This window comes from Pseudomonas zhanjiangensis (assembly GCF_041027545.1).
Classification (GTDB): Bacteria; Pseudomonadota; Gammaproteobacteria; order Pseudomonadales; family Pseudomonadaceae; genus Aquipseudomonas; species Aquipseudomonas zhanjiangensis.
Map to the genome: position 1 here is coordinate 118882 of NZ_JBFTEG010000013.1, position 16763 is coordinate 135644.

General features: G+C 60.3%; 16 protein-coding genes and 1 pseudogene. 12 read left to right on the top strand and 5 right to left on the bottom strand.

The features are described from left to right. Positions 1-63 precede the first annotated feature (63 nt). The 5 genes from AB5S05_RS16290 to AB5S05_RS16310 all read left to right on the top strand — a co-directional run bounded on the left by AB5S05_RS16290 (position 64) and on the right by AB5S05_RS16310 (position 2639). On the top strand, positions 64-831 hold the full coding sequence (locus AB5S05_RS16290; protein WP_369288567.1) for a hypothetical protein: 768 nt from the start codon (positions 64-66) through the stop codon (positions 829-831). A gap of 114 nt (positions 832-945) precedes the next feature. Next, on the top strand, positions 946-1158 hold the full coding sequence (locus AB5S05_RS16295) for a hypothetical protein (protein WP_369288568.1): 213 nt from the start codon (positions 946-948) through the stop codon (positions 1156-1158). 98 nt (positions 1159-1256) lie between these two features. Continuing rightward, on the top strand, positions 1257-1532 hold the full coding sequence (locus AB5S05_RS16300) for a hypothetical protein (RefSeq protein WP_369288569.1): 276 nt from the start codon (positions 1257-1259) through the stop codon (positions 1530-1532). Between the two features lie 69 nt (positions 1533-1601). Then, entirely contained in the window at positions 1602-2036 is a 435-nt protein-coding gene (locus AB5S05_RS16305) for a hypothetical protein (protein ID WP_369288570.1), read from the top strand. A gap of 168 nt (positions 2037-2204) precedes the next feature. Next, positions 2205-2639 (top strand): hypothetical protein, encoded by a 435-nt coding sequence (locus tag AB5S05_RS16310; protein WP_369288571.1) that lies wholly within the window; start codon positions 2205-2207, stop codon positions 2637-2639. 905 nt (positions 2640-3544) lie between these two features. On the opposite strand, the gene AB5S05_RS16315 is transcribed toward AB5S05_RS16310, so the two are convergent. The 4 genes from AB5S05_RS16315 to AB5S05_RS16330 form a co-directional block, all read right to left on the bottom strand. Continuing rightward, a complete protein-coding gene (locus AB5S05_RS16315) occupies positions 3545-4537 on the bottom strand; it encodes an isopenicillin N synthase family dioxygenase (protein ID WP_369288572.1) in 993 nt (330 codons plus the stop codon). A 189-nt stretch (positions 4538-4726) separates the two neighbouring features. Further along, positions 4727-5674: a GlxA family transcriptional regulator gene (locus tag AB5S05_RS16320; protein WP_369288573.1), complete on the bottom strand. Its 948-nt coding sequence runs from the start codon at positions 5672-5674 to the stop codon at positions 4727-4729. A 277-nt stretch (positions 5675-5951) separates the two neighbouring features. Then, entirely contained in the window at positions 5952-6893 is a 942-nt protein-coding gene (locus AB5S05_RS16325) for a DMT family transporter (RefSeq protein WP_369288574.1), read from the bottom strand. A gap of 93 nt (positions 6894-6986) precedes the next feature. Then, entirely contained in the window at positions 6987-8198 is a 1212-nt protein-coding gene (locus AB5S05_RS16330; RefSeq protein WP_369288575.1) for an aromatic ring-hydroxylating oxygenase subunit alpha, read from the bottom strand. 231 nt (positions 8199-8429) lie between these two features. On the opposite strand from AB5S05_RS16330, the gene AB5S05_RS16335 reads away from it, so the two are divergent. The 7 genes and pseudogenes from AB5S05_RS16335 to AB5S05_RS22225 all read left to right on the top strand — a co-directional run bounded on the left by AB5S05_RS16335 (position 8430) and on the right by AB5S05_RS22225 (position 16635). Further along, a complete protein-coding gene (locus tag AB5S05_RS16335; protein ID WP_369288576.1) occupies positions 8430-9383 on the top strand; it encodes a LysR substrate-binding domain-containing protein in 954 nt (317 codons plus the stop codon). Between the two features lie 262 nt (positions 9384-9645). Then, a complete protein-coding gene (locus AB5S05_RS16340; protein WP_369288577.1) occupies positions 9646-10536 on the top strand; it encodes a dihydrodipicolinate synthase family protein in 891 nt (296 codons plus the stop codon). A gap of 25 nt (positions 10537-10561) precedes the next feature. Then, on the top strand, positions 10562-11890 hold the full coding sequence (locus AB5S05_RS16345) for an NAD(P)/FAD-dependent oxidoreductase (protein WP_369288578.1): 1329 nt from the start codon (positions 10562-10564) through the stop codon (positions 11888-11890). A gap of 28 nt (positions 11891-11918) precedes the next feature. Next, positions 11919-13421 (top strand): aldehyde dehydrogenase, encoded by a 1503-nt coding sequence (locus AB5S05_RS16350; RefSeq protein WP_369288579.1) that lies wholly within the window; start codon positions 11919-11921, stop codon positions 13419-13421. A gap of 58 nt (positions 13422-13479) precedes the next feature. Next, positions 13480-14589, top strand: coding sequence for a glycine betaine monooxygenase reductase subunit (gbcB, locus tag AB5S05_RS16355; RefSeq protein ID WP_369288580.1), 1110 nt, complete (start codon positions 13480-13482; stop codon positions 14587-14589). Between the two features lie 1002 nt (positions 14590-15591). Further along, positions 15592-15777, top strand: a pseudogene (locus AB5S05_RS22220) (HAMP domain-containing protein); the annotation flags it as partial. Further along, a complete protein-coding gene (locus AB5S05_RS22225; protein WP_438943589.1) occupies positions 15772-16635 on the top strand; it encodes a methyl-accepting chemotaxis protein in 864 nt (287 codons plus the stop codon). The pseudogene AB5S05_RS22220 and the gene AB5S05_RS22225, both read left to right, overlap by 6 nt. Here AB5S05_RS22225 and AB5S05_RS16365 read toward each other — a convergent pair. Continuing rightward, on the bottom strand, positions 16632-16763 hold a 132-nt coding region (locus AB5S05_RS16365; RefSeq protein WP_369288585.1), incomplete at its 5' end, for an integrase core domain-containing protein. The two genes, AB5S05_RS22225 and AB5S05_RS16365, sit on opposite strands and share 4 nt — an antisense overlap.

The following is a 16763-nucleotide window of genomic DNA, read 5'->3' on the forward strand; positions in this document are numbered from 1 at the left end:
ATTGTATTAGTGCAGAATTCCATCTAATCACTGTTATATTTCCTCATACATCAGGAGATGTGTTTGAGCAAAGAGAAATATCAAATCAAAGAGAAAGCTACATATTTGTGCCTTACCATCATTCAGCATGACCTGGAATGTCTCGACGAAGCTCTAAGAGCTCCTACGAATGATCTCAAGGCACATATTGGAAAGCTTCGGAGCACTCGTAACGTCTTCGTCATACTGAACAACCTCAATGACTTCCTAAAGCAAGGAGGCGTTAGAGGGGATGAAGAATTTCAGAGTCATACACGTAAACTTAGAAAAAAGCTAGGATTTATCAATCATGTTAGAAACAAATCAGCGGGGCATATAGATTTCGTATTGTCGGAGCGCGCCGTTCAATGGATACCCCAATTGTTCATGGAAAGCTCAAGGGAAAATTCTGAATATAGAATTTTCGAAAGTTACAGAGCTCTATTAGAGGCCTCAATAAACTCATTCTTAACCGAGGACGGACAACAAAAAGTATTTGGCCACGAGATCGACCTAGTTTACCCGCCAGATAGAAAAGAGTTTTATGAATTTCTGGAAGGCGTAGTTACTGAGTCAATAGGTTGGTTGCGCCATGCAGTTCAAGTGGTCGAGTCTGGTATAATTTTTCATACTCAAGAGTCGGTAGAAGAGCTCGGAGCAATCGCAGGAAAAACTAATTTTGACTTAAAAAATGACTCAGAACTCGAGTATACCCCTGAAGAAAAAGAGCCTGTCATTAGGAGTGCAATCGAGAAACTTAGAGAGATAGGAGCGGATGAGCAAGTAATTCGCTATCTGGAGTCAAAAATATAACAACTGGTTCAAACCGCTCGCTTCGCTCACTGGGACGGGCTAAAGCCCGCCCCTTAACCAAACGTTAGGCAATTCACTCCACAAGGAAAATCAATCATGAGTGACTGGTAAGATATGTGCGGCTGGCTGGGCATTTCCAACGACGAGTTTGCTGCCGACAAAGTTATCAACCTTAATTCACGCACCAATACCGAAATTCTCGGCTGGAAACGTCATTTGCAGAAGAATTCTTTTGACACCTTTCAAGATGCAATTGCCTGGACAAAAGAAAACTCTGGCAAAGCAATAAAAATAGCTCCCACGGGGAATGGCTTTGTTGAGACCTAGAAAGGCAGCAAACGCGCAAGCAGACTTATAATTTTAGTTTCACCTGGACAAGATCAAACTTATTGCCAACAAAAACCCTAAAAGCCAAGGAATTACACATGAGCAATGTTTACAATTTCCCATCCAAGAGTATACGCACTGAAATTAGAGAGGGACACATTTCCGAGGCTGCGCGCAATTTAATTCGCGAAGTGCTGGTAGATTTAAAAGAACACAACCCCAACTCTTGGGACAAGAACTTTTGTGAAGACATGTTGGTTCACAGAAGGCAAATCTCTAAAAAGCAAAGCGAACACTTGGAAAGGGTACTTGACGACGCCCTGCTAAAAATTGAATACCCAAACGGGCTTCCTCAAGACTTTTTAGGATTTTGATTTCCTCTAGATCAATAGTTAATTCTCCGAAAATCCCAATACAGCCAATTCAAATAAAAATCAATATCGATGAAATACATAATAAAATCACTTTTAGCTCTTGGGGTCGTTGTTATTTCCTCAATACTTTATCTCTCCTATTCAATACATAGCAATTATTACCAAGGAGTTCGAGCTGCAGAATCTTACAAGCACGCAAAGACCGTGACAGCTTCACTTTCAAAACACTACTCAATAAACCTTAAGCATCCGAATCATATTGCCGAATTGAACCTAGAGAAAACCGAAGAAAACTACATCGGCAAAATCGTATTTGACAACCAGACCGGAGTTGTAAAAATTCAACTAGCAGGCGAGTCCTTAAGTGAGGGCGCTTTAATATTCTCCCCTCAAATCAAAAATAGCAACGACTTATCATATACATGCCACGCGCTGAATGTTCCGCCAGAGCACATTCCAAAAAATTGCGCAATGAGCCAAAACATTACAAGCCCTTCACCGTAGTCGCCCCCGTGACGTCTAGTAGAATTTATTTTCTTGAAAAGAATATCCGCCGCACCACTTTGGATGCAGCAAACAGAAGGGGCGACATCATTAATAGTTAACCATTAATTACTGACACCTATCAAACTATAGTCAGATTCTCCACCCCTACTCTTTAAGAGAAACAATATGAATTTTGAAAAAATAAAAAACATCTCAACCAAGCTAGCAACAGTAATTATGGCAACAGCATCACTTATATTGTTCGCAGTACTTTTAGAGAACACAGGAATCACCACGCTAAAATTAATCTCAGCCAATATGGCAAGCATTGGCGCACCATGCGGAATCGTATACATAATTGCTCACAATTTTATATTCAAAGGCCTAATCAGAAATAAATATCTTCACCTGATATCATTCCCCGCAGCCACATTTTTTTCCGCTTCTATACTATTCATTTATTCATCCACACATCGCACTGAAGGAGTGAGTTTTTTTGCCACAGACATAGCATCTACTCCAATTTACAGTGCAAGCGCAGCAGGCACCGTATCAATTTTCCTAATTTGCTTTTTAGTTTCACTTGCAATAAGAAAAAAATCGAAACCCAGTAATGCCTAACAAGTGTATATGCACGCTGCGCTCACTCGGGACCGGCTAAAGCCGGCCCCTTAACCAAACGTTAGGCGTTTGCCATGATTGACTGGAATTCACTACTGAAAGACGTAATTCCCTCACCATGTTTTGAGAGGCCTTTCGTTTGCGAAGGTTTCCCCTCAGAGTCCTCAGTAATTATTATTGGAGAAAATCCTGCGATACCTCTGTCTGTGGATTGGTGGAGTTACTGGGACGAAAGCACAGGATTCAACTACCAAAAATTCCTAGATGCCTACTTAGAAGAGCGATCTCGGATCGGTAAGGGCATCAGCAACACCAGAAGGCGCCTCAACCGATTCCGAGACAACGGCGTATCGTGCGTGGAAACTAACGCATTTCGGAACGAGAAGTTAGACGGAGCCGGACAAGGGACGCCAAACTACGACGTTTTGAATCTGTTAATTTCGAACATGCCGAAACTTAAAGCGATCATTGCTCACGGAAGGATCGCCCAAGAGTTTATGAAGCAGGCGTCGATTCCAACTGGAATCCTACAACACACGACACGGCATTTTCGGATGGAAAACTACAGTAAAATCGATAGTATTTGCGAAGGACTCGCAAATTACACCTAACATGCGGTATATGGACTCTTCCCACAAGTAGTGAGAAAAGCTTTGCTTTTGCACCTGTCGCCAACGCGGTTGCATTCGTATATCCGGCCTGTGTTGGACGTTGCCGCCCTGGCCACTCTGTAGTTCGCACGACGGGGGCCAAGCGTTCAATCGATCACCAGAATCACTATTGTTATCGGCCTTGCTCCGCTGCAGGACTAATAGCACAAGGAGGCGGAGTGATTAATCTTTAATCACTCCGCCTCCTTTTAACGACCTCCCTTAACGGCGAGCCATAATATCTAGGACGCTGCCTTAACCGCCGATCACCACATCCTGCAAGTGGGTGTAGCTGTCGACGAAGCGCTTGTACTTGTGCTGGCCACTGGTATACGGCTGGTACTTGCCGATTTTTGCCGGGTCGAAACAGGTCGGGACAACCTCGACCACCGCATCGAAATCGAGGTCGATAAAGAACGGCACCGAATAACGATCCACCCCACTGGTATTGATCACCCGGTGCATGGTGGAGATATAGCGGTCGTTGGTGAAGGTCTGTACCAGGTCGCCGATGTTGACGATAAAGGTATCCGCCACCGGCGGCGCGCTGACCCATTCGCCGTTTCTGTTCTGCACCTGCAAGCCGCCGTTGGCATCCTGCGAGAGGATGGTCAGGAAGCCGTAATCGGTGTGGGCGCCGATACCGATTTCCTTCCTGGTGATAGTGCCGAACTGCGGCGGATAGTGCAGCAGGCGCTGAATGGTGATCGGCTTCTTCTGCAGCTTCTCGAAGTAATCGGCCGGCAGGCCCAGACTCAGGGCGATGGCGCTGATCAACTTGCGCGCCAGGCCGAGCATCACGTCATGATAAGCCTCCATGACCTGCTTGAATTCCTGGACTTCCTCCGGCATCAGGTTGGGGCCGAAGAAGGGCGAGACTTGCTCTTCGTGCCGACCATAGTCGAAGCACTCCTTGAAGTCCTTGGTGTTCTGCGGATCGACGTTTTCACCGTACATCGGAATATAGCCACGCAGGGTCTGCCCGGAATTGACGATGTTCAGTTGATTCTTGGCCTCGAAGGGCAGTTCGAAGAACTTTCGCGAGAGTCGGTACACCTCTTCTATCAGGGAAGAAGATACGCCGTGGTTCTTGATATACAGGAAACCGACGTTCTCACAGATATTGCCAATTTCAGCGGCCACCGACTGTGCATCACTGCCGTCCAGCAAAGGCCCGATATCGACAACGGGGATCTCGCTGAAGGAGGTTGATTTGCTGGAAAGGCATTCTTCAATTACTTGCGTCATGTACTGCACCTGAAGGTCGGCGGAATGAGTTCAGGGATAATCTGAAAAGCCCGACCTGTGAAGAATACACACCAGCAACCTTGCGGCCACAGGTGGAATAACTTCAGGAAACAGGGAATATTTCAGCATCTCCTTGGTCACTAGCTTCCGCTTACCGACAGTGCGGAGATATAACAAAGCCGAAGAAATTTATAATTTTTTGTCGCCGCGCAAACGCGTCGGAGAGAAGCCGTAGGCTTCCCTGAAGCGCTTGGTGAAGTAGCTCTGCGAGGCGAACCCCGTCGCCTGGGCGACAGTGGCTATGGGTAGCCGGGTGTCCTCGATCATGCTCCTGGCATGTTTCAGCCGAAGCTGCAGGTAGTAATTAACCGGGGTGGACTGTTCGTGAAGCCGGAACACCTGTTCCAGCGTGCGCACCGTCGCACCAATCTTGCCGGCCAGTACTTCGATGGACAGTGGCGCTTCGATGTTGTTTTCCATCAACTCGATGGCCGCCCCCAGACAGGGCGATTTCATTCTCAGCTCCAGATAGCGGCGAGTATTCTGTATTTCATCGCGCGTTCTGACTCTGTCCTGGCAGAACTGATGGGAAACCTGCAAGGCGAATTCGGCGCCATGGTCCTGACCGATGATGTAGAGCAGCATGTCGAGCGCCGTGGTTCCGCCCTGACAGGTGAAGACCCCATCGCCCACGGTATAGATGCTTTCATCCACCGGCACCGTGGGATAGAGCTCCCTGAAGGTCGCCATCTGTTCGGCGAACAGCGTACAGGGCTGGTCGCCGAGAACGCCGGCCCTGGCCAGGATAAAGCTGCCGCTCGACAGGGAGGCGAACCTGCAACCTTTCTTTTTCAGCGCCTTCAGCTTGGCAAGGAGCGCCGCGCCCGCATAGCCAGCGGCCTGCTTGTAGGCACAGATGAACAGCAGGTTGCTGTCTTCGATCTCGCTGCAGTGCCCGGAGACCTTGATCGGCACGCCGTTTGAGGTACAGACCTCGGTCACCGCCGGGTCGAGGTCGCCGCTGTACAGGCGGTAGTCGTAAGCCGTCGAGCCCCAGAGAAAATTGGAGACACTCAGGGCTTCGACGGCCAGGGAAAAGGAGGTCAAGGCGAACCCGGGCAGCAGCACGAAGGCCACACGCCGCGTCTCACATCGCTCAGGCTGTATCGGCATCGCGGTCACCTTCTCCGATCAAGAAAACGCTAGACCCAGGGGCTGGCGCCTGCTTACGCAGGCGAGGCACCGCGATGCGAGCCCTAGCAGGCCGTTGAAAAACGTAGGCGAGGCAGCCAGTGCAAGGCAAAAACAGGCGAGGACCGGTCGGAGTCGCGCTCGACTTTACGAGCTGTAAATGAGCATTCCGAGCCTGTTTTTAACGCCGCAATGGCAACGCAGGTAGTTTTTCAACAGCCTGCTAGAGAAGCTCGTCCGGGTCCTCGGGTACTGGCACCGGCACCAAGGCCGGCTCCGGCAAGGTGCCGCCCTGGCGCGACAGGATGACGGCCGCCGCCACCACCATCAGGCCGCCGCCGAGCATGCCGGCGCTGATCTGCTCGCCGATCAGCAGCACGGCGATGGTCACCGCCACCACCGGCTCCAGGGTCGACAGGGTGGAGGCCGCGGACGAGCCGATCAGCGGCGAGCCGGCGAGGAACAAGGCCACCGGCAGTATGGTGGCGAACAGGGCCAGGCCCAGCATCGACCACCAGGCCGGCGCCCCGGACGGCGTGACCGCCCCCCAGAACAGCGCGGCCACGGCGAAGGTCAGGGCGCAGCCCAGCAGCACCATGGCCGCCGAGGCCAGCGGCTGCTCGTGGCGAATGCTGTGGGTGCCGTAGACGATCGCCGCGCCATAACTCAGGGCCGAGAACAGCGCCCAGAGCACCCCGGTGAGGTTGCCGCGCAAACTCAGGCCGGTGGCCAGCAGCACCCCGCCCAGGGCCAGCACCAGGCTGAGCAGCTTGAGTGCACTGGTGCGCTCGCCCAGGTAGGCGATGGAGATCGCGGTGACGAAGGCCGGGAAGGAGAACATCAGGATCACCGCCAGGCTCACCGAGGTGCTGCGGCTGGCGGTGTAGTAGCCCAGCGCCGCGCAACCATAGCCGATGCCCACCAGCAGGTTCTGCCCCGCCAGGCGCCCGCGCGGCAGGCGTATGCCGCGCAGACGCAGAAACAGCAGCAGGATCGAGGCGGCGATGGCGAAACGCACCAGCAGCAGGCCGACCGGGTCGGCGCCACCGGCATAGGCGTACTGGGCGAACAGCGGCTGCAGGCCGTAGCAGAAGGCCGACAGCAACACCAGCATGAAGCCGCGGGCGTAGCCGTCGTTCAGGACAAGGGGGGGCGCACTGTGCATGGTTGCAAGACCTGATGAGCGAGAGTCGGCCAAGAATAGGCCCCGCGTAACCTTGAGGGTTATGCGGGGCCGCCGGTTACGAGCTTGGCGCCGTCACTCGGCCAACTTGCGCGCCATGGTCGCGCAGTACCAGTCGTCAAACTGGCACACCCCGTTCTCGGCGATGGCCGAATAGGGGCCCGGCTCGTAGGCCGGCGAGTTGACCCCGGCCTGGGTGCCTTCGACCAGGCGGCGGTCCTGGTCGTTGGTGGCCAGCCAGACCCGAGTCAGGGTCTCCAGGTCATAGTCGATGCCTTCCTGGGCATCCTTGGGCACCAGCCACTTGGTGGTCACCAGGGTCTCGTTCGGCCCCTGGGGCAGCACGCGGAAGCTCAGGGCGTGGTCGCCGAGGAAGTGGTTCCAGGTCGACGGATAGTTGAAATACAGCAGCGCGCCGATGTTCTCCTCGCCGCTGTTGTCCAGGCGCCGGGCCACCGCCGGACGACCGTTCATGGTGTAGCTGACCGCGCCGGCCGCCAGCGGAATGCGGGTCATGCGGAACTGTCCGGCCTCGTCCATCACCAGGCGGCTGGGCAGGCCGGCGGCCTCGCAGCGATCCCAGTGGGCGACCAGCTCCGGATCATCGTCGCCGCCGACGCCGGCCACCGAGAGGTTCTCGACGAAGGAATTGAGCAGCTCGGGGTGGGTGCCGTCGCAGTGGTAGCACTCGCGGTTGTTCTCGAACACCAGCTTCCAGTTGCCCTTCTCCACCAGGTTGGACTCGAAGGCCACCTTGCAGTCGTCGAGGTTGTGCGGGGTGATGAAGGGCGACAGCGCGGCGCGGAACTTCTCGAAATCCGGCGCCTGCTCGGCCACGCAGACATAGATATAGCTGTTGACCACCTGGCAGTGGGCCGGCTTGAGGCCATGGGCGCTCTTGTCGAAGTCCTCGCCCATGTTGCCGGCGTAGATCAGCTGGCCGTCCAGCTCGAAGGTCCACTTGTGGTAGGGGCACACCAGCTTGGCGACCTTGCCGCTGTGCTCGCTGCAGACCTTGGAGCCGCGATGGCGGCAGGCGTTGTGCAGGGCACGCACCTGACCGTCAGCACCGCGCACCACCACCACCGGGTAGTCGCCGATCTGCAGGGTCAGGTACTGGCCGGGCTTCTCCAGCTCGAAGGTGTGGCCGGCGAAGATCCATTCCTTGTGCCAGAGCTGCTCGAGATCCTGGCGATACACCTCGGCATCGCTGTAGAGCGCCGTCGGCAGCGCATGGCGCGGTTTGCGTTGCTGGATGAGGTCTGCCACCGCTGCTTTGTTGTTCACTGTCATATGCACCTCAACACTTATCCCGATTGAATTTGTTTAAAGCCACTTTTTAGGAGGCCCGCAGAGGCAAACCCCGTGTGAGCGGGGCTATTGCTGGGTAGCTCTTTCGGCTACTCTCCAAACCAAGCATCAGACCCTTCAAATGCTATGGCCGATAAGTGGAAGTCTATTGCGCGGCTATAGTCGACAGAACCGACTTTTTATTCAGGATATTGAATACCTGTTGTTATGGTCATACACACCGAACCCGATCAGACGCTGATCAAGATGCCCTCGCTGCGCGCGGTCAAATCCTTCGTCGCGGCGGCCAAATACCAGAACTTCACCCGCGCCGCCGAGGCCCTGTGCGTGACCCAGGCGGCGATCAGCCGGCAGATTCGCGAACTGGAAGGCTACCTCGGCGCCGAGCTGTTCAAGCGCGCCGGCCGCGCCGTGGAACTGACCACCGCCGGCTCGATCTTCTACGACGCGGTGCAGCTGTCGTTCGTCAACATCGCCCAGGCCGCCGAACGCATCCGCAGCCACAACGCCGGCAAGCGGGTGCTGACCCTGTGCTGCTCGCCGGCCTTCTCCGGGCTGTGGCTGGCCCATCGGCTGCCGAGCTTCTTCAGCGCCAACCCGGACATCGACCTCAACCTGATCACCACCCAGAACTTCCTGTCGATGGAGCCGGGCGTGCGCCCGGACATCTTCATCACCAAGATGACCAAGGTGCGCGAGGGCTACCGCAGCACGCCGCTGTTCCACGACGTCATCTACCCGGTCTGCACACCGCGCTACCTCGAGCAGCACCCGGAACTGCGCAGCCTCGAGGGCCTGCGCGACAGCGTGCTACTCAACCTCAGCCCCTATGGCCGGTCGCAGGTCGCCGAGCACGTCGACTGGGGGGTCTGGCTGGCCTTCCACAACGTGGATATCGAAGCCCGCGCCCATGACAGCCCGCACTTCTTCAATGCCAACGACTACAACATGCTGATCCAGATGGTGCTCAGCCATCAGGGCGTGGCCCTGGGCTGGCAGCACCTGGTCGGTCATCTGCTCGAGCAGGGCCTGCTGGTGCGGCCGGTGGCCGAGGAGGTGGTGCACAAGGAAAGCCAGCACTACCTGACCTTCAACGAGGACAAGGAAGACGACGAGGCCAGCTGCCGCCTGCGCGACTGGCTGCTGCAACAGTTTCAATAACCTGAGGTTATTGTTTGCCGACACTTGTAGTTATGCATTATTGAACTACCGCTAATTGCAATTCGCACACTTCTAAGTTCGCTTCCCCATAAACCTGCCGTCGGCAGGTTTTTTTATGCCTGTGATCCCTCTGAGGCCCTAATCCATAACCATGGATTATTAATTAACGGCCCTAAATGTTTCTTGTTGCCCGGTGAAAAACGCCCGTAACCTTTTTCCTGAAATCGACCACACATTCAACCTCTTACACGCAGGTGATCGCATGAATTTCGATGGTATCTGGACTCCCGTGGTAACGCCCTTCAGCGCCAAAGGCTCGATCGACTTCGAGGCGTTGGCCAAGGTCGTCGACACCCTCATCGGCCAGGGCGTGAACGGCCTGATCATCGGCGGCACCACCGGCGAGTACTACGCCCTGAGCAACGCCGAGCGCAAGCAGCTGTTCGACGCCATCGCCGAGCAGGCCAAGGGCCGCATCACCCTGATGGCCGGCATCAATGCCACCAGCACCGAGGAAAGCCTGGACCTGGGCCAATACGCCAAGGCCGCCGGCTTCGACTGCATCCTGCTGGCCGCCCCCTACTACTGCCAGCCGACCCAGGACGAACTGCTCGCCCATGCCCTGTGCGTGGACGACGCCCTGGACATGCCGATCATGCTCTACAACTTCCCGGCGCGAACCGGCACGCCGATGAGCTTCGAGTTCATCGATGCGCTCAAGGGCCGGCCGAACTTCCAGGCGATCAAGGAAAGCACCGGCTCGATCGAGCGCATGCACGCCCTGACCCAGGAATACGCAGACCAGCTGCAGACCAGCTGCGGCATGGACGACCAGGTGCTGGAGTTCTTCACCTGGGGCGCGCGCAGCTGGGTCTGCGGGGCCTCCAACTTCCTCGCCCCCGAGCACGTGGCCCTGTACCAGGCCTGCGTGGTCGAGCAGGACATGATCAAGGGTCGCCAGCTGGCCCAGCGCCTGCTGCCGATGCTCAACCTGCTCGAGCAGGGCGGCAAGTTCTGCCAGTACATCAAGGCCGGCTGCGAACTGGCCGGCATGCCGGTGGGCTTGACCCGTCGTCCGCTGCTGCCGCTGAACGAGGCCGAGATGGCCGCCTTCAAGCAGACCTATGAACAACTGGTCGCCCATCGTTCTTAAGCCACCAGGCCCGGAGGCAGTGCCCATGCAGCTGCAATGCAACTTCCTGCCCCAGGACGATGGTCGCTGCGGCTGGTACGAAATCCTGCCGCCGGCGCCGCCGAGCACGCCGCTGCGCGGCACCGTGCAGGCCGACTGGGTGGTGCTCGGCGCCGGCCTCGCCGGCCTGGCGGCCGCCCGCCGCCTGGCCGAACTGCAGCCGGACGCCTCGGTGGTGCTGATCGACGCCAAGCGCGTCGGCTTCGGCGCCGCCGGACGCAACTCCGGGTTCATGGTCGACCTGCCCCACGACCTGACCTCGCACAGCTACACCAGCAGCCACGAGGCCGATCACAAAATCATCCGCCTCAGCCGCGGCGCGATCGACTACACCCGCGAGATCGTCCAGCGCCACGCTATCGACTGCGACTGGCGCGAGCAGGGCAAACTGCACGGCGCGGCCAATGCCCGCGGCGTGCACGCCCTGGAGTCATTCGCCAAGGGCCTGTCGGCGCTGGGCGAGCCCTATCGCCTGCTCGATGCCGGGCAGATGAAGGCAGTCACCGGCAGCGACTTCTACCAGGCCGGCTTGCATGCACCGGGCTGCGTGCTGGTGCAACCGGCCGCGCTGACCCGCGGGCTGGGCCAGACCCTGCCGGAGAACGTGCGGCTGTTCGAGGACAGCCCGGTGCTGAGTATCGAAACCGGCAAGCCGCATACCCTGACCACCGCCCAGGGCTGTGTGAAGACGCCGCGCCTGGTGCTGGCCAACAACGCCTATGCCGCCAACTTCGGCCAGCTCGGCCTCAAGGGTCGCCTGCTGCCGATCTACACCTACGCCAGCATGACCCGTCAGCTGACCAAGGAAGAACTGGCGCGCCTGGGCGGCGAGGAAAGCTGGGGGCTTATCCCGGCCGATCCGCTGGGCAGCACAGTGCGCCGCCTGGCCAACGGGCGCATCTGCGTGCGCAACTCCTTCACCTACAACCCCCAGGTCCAGGCCAGCGCCAGCACCCTGGAGCGGGTCAAGCGGGCGCACCGGCGCTCGTACGAGAACCGCTTCCCGATGCTTCCGGGCGTCGAGTTCGAATACACCTGGGGCGGTGCCCTGTGCATCTCGCGCAACTCCGGCTCGGTGTTCGGCCAGATCGCCCCCGGGGTCTTCAGCGCGGTGTGCTGCAACGGCCTGGGCCTGACCCGCGGCACCATCTCCGGCAAGTTGATCGCCGAATATGCCTTGGGGATGGAAAGCGACCTGCTGAGCATCATGCTCGAACAACCGAAACCCTGTAGCAATCCGCCAGAACCCTTCCTCGGCCTGGGTGTGCGTTCCACCCTGGCCTGGAAAGAGTGGACCGCCGGCGTAGAGCTCTGAGACTGCCTCAACCTTCAGGAGAAAAACCATGACCGATACCCTCACCCGCAGCGCCATCGATCAGCAGGTCGAGCGCCTCGAATACCGCACTCAGGCCTTCATCAACGGCCGCTTCGTCGCCGCCCGCTCCGGTGCCACCTTCAGCACCCTCAACCCGGCCACCGGCCAGGTCCTGGCCGAAGTCGCCGCCTGCGATGCCGAGGATGTCGACGCCGCCGTGCAGGCCGCCCGCGCCGCCTTCGACGCCGGCGTCTGGTCGCGCCTGGCCCCGGCCGAGCGCAAGGCCACCCTGCTGCGCTTCGCCGACCTGATCGACGCCAACCGTCTGGAGCTGGCGGTGCTCGAATCGCTGGAAGCCGGCAAGCCGGTGGGCGAGTGCTTCGGCATCGACATCCCCGACACCGCCAACACCATCCGCTGGCACGCCGAGGCCGGCGACAAGCTTTACGACGCCATCTCGCCGTCCAGCCCGGGCAACGTCGGCATGATCCGTCGCGAGCCGATCGGCGTGGTCGGCGCCGTGCTGCCGTGGAACTTCCCCTGCATGATGGCCGGCTGGAAGCTCGGCCCGGCCCTGATCACCGGCAACAGCGTGGTGCTCAAGCCCGCCGAGCTGACCTCCCTGGCCACCCTGCGCCTGGCCGAGCTGGCCTACCAGGCCGGCATTCCGGCCGGCGTGCTCAACGTGGTGCCGGGCCTGGGTCACACCGCCGGCAAGGCCATCGGCCTGCACCCGGACATCGACCTGGCGGCCTTCACCGGCTCCACCGAGGTCGGTCGGCTGTTCCTCGAGTACTCGGCCAAGAGCAACCTCAAGCGCGTGGTGCTCGAATGCGGCGGCAAGAACCCGCAGGTGGTCATGGGCGATGCCGGCGACCTCGCCGCGGTGGCCAGCAACGTGCTCGCCGCGGCCTTCTGGAACATGGGCGAAAACTGCTCGGCCGGCTCGCGCCTGATCGTCCATCGCTCGATCAAGGACGCCCTGCTCGCGGAGCTGCAGAGCCAGCTGGCCGACTGGGTCACCGGCGACCCGCTGGACCCGGCCGTGCGCCTCGGCGCGCTGATCGAGCAGGCGCACATGGAGAAGGTCCTCGGCCATATCGAGCAGGCCAAGGCCGAGGGCAGCAAGCTGGTCACCGGCGGCGTGCGCCTGCACGAGCAGAGCGGTGGCTACTTCGTCGCCCCGACCATCTTCGAAGTCGACTCCAATGCCGCCTCGGTGGCCCAGGAGGAGATCTTCGGCCCGGTGCTGGCGGTGATCGCCTTCGACACCGAGGAAGAGGCCATCGCCATCGCCAACGACACCTGCTACGGCCTGGCCGCCTCGCTGTGGACCGCCAACATCAACACCGCCCACCGCGTGGCCGCTGCCATCCGCGCCGGCACCGTGTCGGTCAACTGCTTCTCCGAGGGTGACATCTGCACCCCGTTCGGCGGCTACAAGCAGTCCGGCTTCGGCGGTCGCGACAAGTCGATCTACGCCCACGACCAGTACTGCGAGCTGAAGACCACCTGGATCCAGCTGTCCTGAACCCGACCCGGCCCGGCAGCCCGACTGCCGGGCCGCATCCTTGCTACCGAGAACGCCCATGAGCAGCCTCACCAGCAGCGAATACCTCAATCCGGTCAACACCCAGACCTGGGCCAACGGCCGCCACCTGGTGCGCTGCCTCAAGGTCATCCGCGAGACCGCGGATGTCCTCACCTACTGTTTCAGCATGCAGGAGCCGGTGCTGTTCTTCTTCAAGCCGGGGCAGTTCGTCACCCTGGAGCTGGAGATCGACGGCGAGCAGGTGATGCGCTCCTACACCATCTCCAGTGCGCCTTCGATTCCCTACAGCTTCTCCATCACGGTCAAGCGGGTACCGGGCGGGCTGGTCTCGGGCTGGCTGCACGACAACCTGCGCGAAGGCGATGTGATCGCCGTGCACGGTCCGGTCGGTCAGTTCAACTGCATCGACTTTCCCGCCGAGAAGGTCCTGCTGCTCTCCGGCGGCGTCGGCATCACCCCGGTGATGTCCATGGCCCGCTGGTTCTTCAACACCAACACCGAGGTCGACATGGTGTTCGCCCACAGCGCGCGCACCCCGGCCGACATCATCTACCGTGCGGAGCTGGACTACATGTCCACGCGCATCGACAACTTCAAGCTGCACCTGATCTGCGAGCGCAGCGAAACCGGGCAGATCTGGGGCGGTTACCGCGGCTTCCTCAGCCACGAGATGCTCAAGCTGATCGCCCCGGACTTCCTCGAGCGCGAGGTGTTCTGCTGCGGCCCGGCGCCCTACATGCGCGCCGTGCGGCGCATCCTCGCCGACGCCGGCTACGACATGGCGCGCTACCACGAGGAGTCCTTCGGCGAGACCCCGGCCGAGGACATCGCCAGCGCCGAGGAGCAGGCCGCCGTGGCCCTGGCCCAGGCCGACGAACCCCAGGTCAGCCACTGGGTGACCTTCAGCGAGTCCGGCAAGTCGGTCCAGGTCGATCTCGGCTCGACCCTCTACGAGGCGGCCGCCAGTGCCGGCCTGACCATTCCCAAGGCCTGCGGCATGGGCATCTGCGGCACCTGCAAGGTGCGCGTGCTGGAAGGCGCGGCGCAGATGGCGCACAACGGCGGCATCAGCGAGGAAGAGATCGCCGAGGGCTACGTGCTGAGCTGCTGCTCGCGGGTAACCGGGGCGGTGACCATCGAGTACTAGCAGGTCCCGCGCCGGCATCAGGGCACACTGGCACCGCGCGTGCAGCGCCTGCGGGCGGGCGATCCCAATAACAACAATGGAGTGATCCGCATGATGCACCTCGCCACCCGCCTGTTCGCCGACCTCGCCGTGGGCAAGAAACTGTTCTGCGGCTTCGGCCTGGTGTTGCTGCTGACCGTTGCGGTGTCCGCCAGCGGTTTCCTCGCGGTCCAGGCCGTGCTGCAGGGCCATCGGCAGGTCGGCCAACTGGCGGCGGTGAACAGCGAGATCCTCCGGGCGCGCCGGCTGGAGCGCAGTTTCGCCATCGAACAGAACGCCGAGAGTGCCGCGCAGGTGCGCGCCAGCCTGCTGCGCGTGCAGGAGCTGCTGAGCCGCCTGGCCTCGGGCGCGGCGAACTCGGAACGCGAGCGGCTGCAGAGCATGCAACAGGCGGTGGCCGATTACCTGACCCAGTTCGACAGCTATGTCGAGCTGCAGGACCAGGCGCGTGCGGCGCGCCAGGACATGGGCAAGGCCGCCGGCGAAGCCGCTGACCAGTTCGAGGTGGTCGAGCTGGACATGTACGACGCGGTGCGCGAGATGCTTCGCCAGAGCGACCGCGGCGGCGGCAGCGATCCCCTGGCCCTGGCGGAGACGGCATCCGGCCTGAGCAAGCGCATGCTCGACCTGCGCGGCCAGGAGAGCCTGTTCATCATCGACGCTTCGGCCGCCGCGCTGAAGCAGTGGTCCGCCGTCGGCGAGGACCTGCAGAACGTCGCCGGCAGCATGCTGAGCTGGCTGAACGATGGGCAGAAGGCCTCGATCGATAAGGCGCTGCAGGCCTTGAGCCGCTACCAGAATTCCTTCGCTCACTACCGACAGATCCGCGAGCAGAGCCAGCGCACAGAGGCGGTGATGATCGAGCGGGCGCACTCGGTGCTGGGCCTGGCCGAGGCGGCGCAGGAGCACGAAGAGCAGCGCATGCTGGAGGCCAGCGAGCGAGCGCTGATAATGCTCGGCGGCATGGGCGCCGCCGCCGTGGTGCTGGGTCTGCTCGCTTCCCTGCTGATCACCCGCTCGGTCGTCCGCCCGCTGCGCCAGAGCGTGGCCTTCGCCCAGCGCATCGCCGGCGGCGACCTGAGCCAGGACCTGCCGCTACAGCGCCGCGACGAACTGGGTCAGCTGATGGCGGCGATGCAGGACATGACCGGCAGTCTGCGCACCCTGGTCGGACGCATCGGTGGCGGCGTCGGCCAGATCGCCGCGGCGGCCGAGCAATTGTCGGCGGTCACCGCCCAGACCAGTGCCGGGGTGCACGCGCAGAAGCTGGAAACCGAGCAGGCCGCCACCGCCATGCACCAGATGGCTGCCACCGTGCAGGAGGTGGCGCAGAATGCCGAACAGGCTTCGCAGGCCGCGTGCGAGGCCGATCGCGAGGCGCAGCAGGGCAACCTGGTGGTGCAGCAGGCGGTCAGCCAGATCGGCGAGCTGGCCGGCGAAGTCGAGCAGTCGGCCCAGGCGATCCAGGCCCTCAACGGCGAGAGCGAGCGCATCGGCAGCGTGCTCGAGGTGATCCGCAGCGTCGCCGAACAGACCAACCTGCTGGCGCTCAACGCCGCCATCGAGGCGGCGCGGGCCGGTGACCAGGGCCGCGGCTTCGCCGTGGTGGCCGACGAGGTGCGCGCCCTGGCGCGGCGCACCCATGACTCCACCGAGGAAATCGAAGGGCTGATCGCCGGCCTGCAGCGCATGGCCAGGGGGGCGGTGGAACAGATGGACAGCAGCCGCAGCCTGACCCAGCGCACCGTCGGCCTGGCCGCCCAGGCCGGTGAAGCCCTGGCGCGCATCACCCTGGCGGTGAGCACCATCGAGCAGATGAACCAGCAGATCGCCGCCGCCGCCGAGGAGCAGAGCGCGGTGGCGGAAAACATCAGCGAGAGCGTGACCCGGGTGCGCGATATCGGCGAGCAGAGCGCCGATTCCAGTCGGCAGACCGCCGCCTCCAGCGCCGAACTGGCGCGCCTGGGCGGCGAACTGCAGGACCTGGTGGCGCAGTTCCGTACCTAGCTGTGTAAACCCAGTACGTTGTTCAGTGGAAGTGGCGCGCGGCTAATGGGCGGGCTGTAACCGAGGCTGGCATGTGGGCGGTGCCAGTTGTAGTGGTGCAGCCATGGCAGCAGGAGGGCTGCGCGCTG